The sequence below is a fragment of the Streptomyces sp. E2N166 genome (genome assembly GCF_003671715.1).
Classification (GTDB): Bacteria; Actinomycetota; Actinomycetes; order Streptomycetales; family Streptomycetaceae; genus Streptomyces; species Streptomyces thinghirensis.
Window position 1 is genome coordinate 985,757 of sequence record NZ_RAIF01000031.1, and the last position, 4,657, is coordinate 990,413.

At 71.9% G+C, this 4,657-nt stretch carries 5 protein-coding genes; 4 read left to right on the top strand and 1 reads right to left on the bottom strand.

Annotated elements, in window-relative coordinates:
• The 3 genes from dprA to EBH09_RS26600 all read left to right on the top strand — a co-directional run.
• Positions 1–1,011, top strand: a 1,011-nt coding sequence (gene dprA, locus EBH09_RS26590; protein WP_121749404.1) for a DNA-processing protein DprA, incomplete at its 5' end; no start/stop codon positions are given.
• Positions 1,012–1,271: 260 nt separating this feature from the next.
• Positions 1,272–2,114 (top strand): RNA polymerase sigma factor WhiG, encoded by an 843-nt coding sequence (gene whiG / locus EBH09_RS26595; protein ID WP_121749405.1) that lies wholly within the window; start codon positions 1,272–1,274, stop codon positions 2,112–2,114.
• A 128-nt stretch (positions 2,115–2,242) separates the two neighbouring features.
• Positions 2,243–2,800 (top strand): TetR/AcrR family transcriptional regulator, encoded by a 558-nt coding sequence (locus EBH09_RS26600; RefSeq protein ID WP_121749406.1) that lies wholly within the window; start codon positions 2,243–2,245, stop codon positions 2,798–2,800.
• 109 nt (positions 2,801–2,909) lie between these two features.
• On the opposite strand, the gene EBH09_RS26605 is transcribed toward EBH09_RS26600, so the two are convergent.
• Positions 2,910–3,617: a M23 family metallopeptidase gene (locus tag EBH09_RS26605; RefSeq protein WP_121749407.1), complete on the bottom strand. Its 708-nt coding sequence runs from the start codon at positions 3,615–3,617 to the stop codon at positions 2,910–2,912.
• Positions 3,618–3,889: 272 nt separating this feature from the next.
• On the opposite strand from EBH09_RS26605, the gene rpsB reads away from it, so the two are divergent.
• A partial coding sequence (gene rpsB, locus EBH09_RS26610) for a 30S ribosomal protein S2 (protein ID WP_121749408.1) occupies positions 3,890–4,657 on the top strand: 768 nt, incomplete at its 3' end.

The following is a 4,657-nucleotide window of genomic DNA, read 5'->3' on the forward strand; positions in this document are numbered from 1 at the left end:
CTCCCGGGGGTGAGCGAGAAACGGTGGGCCGGCCTGTGCGCCAGGGCGGGCCTGGCCGAGCCGCGCCGGGACCTCGCCGTCGCCAGGGCGGCGGGGGTGCGGTTCGTGGCACCCGGGGCGGCCGAGTGGCCGCGGCAGCTCGACGACCTCGGGGACGCCAGGCCCCTCGGATTGTGGGTGCGGGGCAGGCCCAGTCTGCGCATGTGGGCGCTGAGGTCGGTGGCCGTCGTCGGAGCCCGCGCCTGCACCGAGTACGGCGCCCACATGGCGGCCACCCTCGCCGCCGGACTCGCCGAACGCGGCTGGGTCGTGGTGTCCGGCGGCGCCTACGGCGTCGACGGCGCCGCACACCGGGGCGCCCTCGGCGCGGGCGGCGCCACCGCCGCCGTCCTCGCCTGCGGTGTCGACCGCCCCTACCCACCGGGGCACACGGGGCTGATCACCAGGATCGCGGAACAGGGACTGGTCGTCGGGGAGCTGCCGCCGGGCGATCATCCGACGCCCAGCAGGTTCATCCTGCGCAACCGCGTGATCGCCGCGCTCACCCGGGGCACAGTCGTCGTCGAGGCCGCCTACCGCAGCGGCTCGCTGGTCACGGCCCGGGCGGCCCAGCGCCTCGGCCGGCACACGATGGGCGTGCCGGGACCGGCCACCAGCGCGCTGTCGGCGGGGGTGCACGAGTTGCTGCGCGGCGACGCGGTGCTCGTCGGCGACGCCGCCGAGGTGGTGGAACTGGTCGGCGACATGGGTGAGCTGCCCCCGGACCGGCGCGGGCCAGTGCTCCCCACCGACCTGCTGGAACCCCGCACCCGCCAGGTGCTGGCCGGGCTCCCGGCACGTGGAGCGGCGGGAGCGGACGAGGTGGCGCGGCGCGCACAGACCACGCAGGACGACGCGATCGCGAGACTGTACGAGCTTCGAGCGCTTGGTTACGTCGAACGACACGGCGACGGCTGGAAGTTGACACGCCAGGCGATGATCTCGGTCCGCGGTGGCCGGAGCCCTTGTTGACCCAGCGTGTTCGGCCGTCCGGGGGAACCCCGACGCCCTTGGGAATTCTGCCAGTTGGGGTATTCGAGTGATCACGCAGAGCGATCATCGTCCCCCCTGGAGAGCGTTCAGCGGAACGTATCTGCGTACGAGCCCGCCCCGCTCTTCGCACACCGCGACTGTCCAGTCACGCTACGCTCACGAGGACCCCCACGCAGACAGCAGACCGGCGGCCTCACCCAGGCACACCAACATCACGGCAGAACGGCACAAGGCGACGAATGCCCCAGCACACCTCCGGGTCCGACCGGGCGGCGATCCCCCCAGCCGCCCGCGACGGTGGCGACGTGCGACCGCCCGCCCCCTCGACGCTCGACGAGCTGTGGCGGTCGTACAAGGCGACGGGGGACGAGCGGCTGCGGGAACAGCTGATCCTGCACTACTCGCCCCTCGTGAAATACGTGGCGGGCCGGGTGAGCGTGGGGCTGCCGCCCAACGTCGAGCAGGCCGACTTCGTCTCCTCGGGTGTGTTCGGGCTGATCGACGCGATCGAGAAGTTCGACGTCGACCGGGAGATCAAGTTCGAGACGTACGCGATCACCCGGATCCGGGGCGCGATGATCGACGAGCTGCGGGCGCTGGACTGGATCCCACGGTCGGTCCGGCAGAAGGCGCGGAACGTGGAGCGCGCGTACGCGACGCTGGAGGCACGGCTGCGCCGCACCCCGTCGGAGAGCGAGGTGGCCGTCGAGATGGGGATCGCGGTGGAGGACCTCCACGCGGTCTTCAGCCAGTTGTCGCTGGCCAACGTGGTGGCGCTGGAGGAACTGCTGCACGCCGGGGGCGAGGGCGGGGGCCGGCTGAGCCTCATGGACACGCTGGAGGACACCGCCGCCGACAATCCGGTGGAGGTCGCCGAGGACCGGGAACTGCGTCGGTTCCTGGCGCGGGCGATCAACACGCTCCCGGAGCGGGAGAAGACCGTCGTCACCCTGTACTACTACGAAGGGCTCACGCTCGCCGAGATCGGGAACGTGCTGGGCGTGACGGAGAGCCGGGTCAGCCAGATCCACACCAAGTCGGTGTTGCAGCTGCGCGCCAAGCTGGCGGGCTTTGGTCGCTGACCTGGCCTTATGGCATGCGATCGACTCCTTCGGTGACCCTGTCGGCGGTCGTGCGGTCGGGTGAGTGACTCCCGTACCGGGTGGCGCGTCCGTAAAGTGGTGACGTGCCAAGGATTCGAGCGGCCTCCGTGGCCGAGCACCGGTCGATGCAGCGTTCCGCCCTGCTGGACGCGGCACGCTCCCTGCTGTCCGACGGCGGAACGGAGGCGCTGACCTTCCCCGCCCTCGCCGAACGGACGGGCCTGGCCCGGTCGTCCGTCTATGAGTACTTCCGGTCGCGGGCGGCGGTCGTCGAGGAGCTGTGCGCCGTCGACTTCCCGGTCTGGGCCGCGGAGGTAGAGGCGGCGATGGAACGCGAGACGGCCCCCGAGGCCAAGGTCGAGGCGTATGTACGCACACAGCTCGACCTCGTCGGGGACCGGCGGCACCGCGCCGTCGTGGCCATCTCCGCGAGCGAGCTCGACGCCGGCGCGCGGGAGAAGATCCGGGCGGCGCACGGCGGGCTGATCGCGATGATCGTCGAGGCGCTCGGGGAGATGGGGCACGGCCAGCCGCGGCTGGCGGCGATGCTGCTGCAGGGGGTCGTCGACGCGGCCGTGCGGCGGATCGAGCTGGGGGCGGCGGAGGAGCCGGCGGCGATCACGGAGGCGGCGGTCTCCATGGCGTTGCGGGGCGTGCGGGGCTGATCGCCGGGGCGGTCGAGAGGCTCGGCGTCCACGGAGGCGTGGCCCCCGGGTCACGGGACGGGTGCGCGGCCGCCCAGCGTCACGGAGGTGCCGCTCGTGCCCGCCCCTGTCACCCAGCAGCGCCTGTCACCCGGCCACTCCTGCCACCTCTGCTTGCGGCGCGACCGTCCGCGGCCCGCGGAAGCGGGACTCCCAGGACCGGCAGCAGCCTCGACGGACCTCCGTCGAGCAGCCACGGTGGGAGCAGGGACAGCGGGTCGAGGTAGACGTTGCCCCGCAGCAGGCCCCAGTGCAGGCAGGCCGCGCAGTGGGAGCCCGTCGGCCGCACCGTGCCGAGTAGCTGGCCCGCCGCGACCTCGTCCCCCTTCTTCACCGAGACCTCGACCGGCTCGTACGTCGTCCGCAGAGGTGGATCACCCGTCCCCGTGAGTTCCAGCGAGACGACACCCCTGCCCGCCACCTGCCCCGCGAACGACACCCGCCCCGCCGCCACCGCCCGTACCGGCGTTCCGTCCACCGCGGCGAGGTCCACGCCGCGGTGGCCGGGGCCGTACGGCGTCGCCGGAGGTTCCCAGCCCCGTAGAACCGCGGGGCGGGTGCCGACCGGCCAGATGCGGGCCACGGCCGGCACCGCCGGATCCGGGACCCGCCCGGCGTCCGTGGCCGCCACCTCCACCGTCACCGTCGTCGTGGCCGCCGCCTCCACCTCCACCGTCGTCGGCGCCGCAGCCGTCGCCGGCCGGGGCGCCCCCCTGGCCAGGAGCGTCAGCAGCAGCACCACCCACGTACACGCACCCACACATCGCCTCGCTCGCATGCCGGAACCGTCCCGCACCAGGGCCGATCACCGTCCGGCCCTGTGGACCGCTTCCCACTTGTGGACAGCCGCGTCACCCGGTACCCCGTGGGTCCCGTACACTTCTGATGGCGATCCGGGTCACCGGGTCGACTTCGCACGCCCCGACACGACGCCGTCCAAGGCTCGTGTCAGCGCCCCTCGGTCCCCAGTGGCAAGGCGCATCGCGGGCGTCAGGCGCGGGAGCCGTCCGGCTTCCGCGGCACAACCGAGAAACTCGAGGAGATACGGCCATGGCCGTCGTCACGATGCGGGAGCTGCTGGAAAGCGGCGTCCACTTCGGTCACCAGACCCGTCGTTGGAACCCGAAGATGAAGCGCTTCATCTTCACGGAGCGCAACGGCATCTACATCATCGACCTGCTCCAGTCGCTGTCGTACATCGACCGCGCCTACGAGTTCGTCAAGGAGACCGTCGCCCACGGCGGCACGGTCATGTTCGTCGGCACGAAGAAGCAGGCGCAGGAGGCCATCGCCGAGCAGGCCACCCGCGTCGGCATGCCCTACGTCAACCAGCGCTGGCTGGGCGGCATGCTCACCAACTTCTCGACCGTCTACAAGCGCCTGCAGCGCCTGAAGGAGCTCGAGCAGATCGACTTCGAGGACGTGGCCGCCTCCGGCCTCACCAAGAAGGAGCTGCTGGTCCTCTCCCGCGAGAAGGCCAAGCTGGAGAAGACCCTCGGCGGTATCCGAGAGATGTCCAAGGTGCCCAGCGCCGTCTGGATCGTGGACACCAAGAAGGAGCACATCGCGGTCGGTGAGGCCCGGAAGCTCAACATCCCGGTCGTCGCCATCCTCGACACCAACTGCGACCCCGACGAGGTCGACTACAAGATCCCGGGCAACGACGACGCGATCCGCTCCGTCACCCTGCTCACCCGCGTGATCGCCGACGCCGTCGCCGAGGGCCTCATCGCCCGCTCCGGCGCCGCTGCCGGCGACAAGGGTGACAAGGCCGCCGGCGAGCCGCTCGCCGCGTGGGAGCGCGACCTGCTCGAGGGC

Excerpts from the sequence above, each read along its gene's own strand:
- whiG (WP_121749405.1), top strand. The coding sequence starts at position 1,272 with ATGCCCCAGCACACCTCCGGGTCCGACCGGGCGGCGATCCCCCCAGCC.
- EBH09_RS26605 (WP_121749407.1), bottom strand. The coding sequence starts at position 3,617 with ATGCGAGCGAGGCGATGTGTGGGTGCGTGTACGTGGGTGGTGCTGCTG.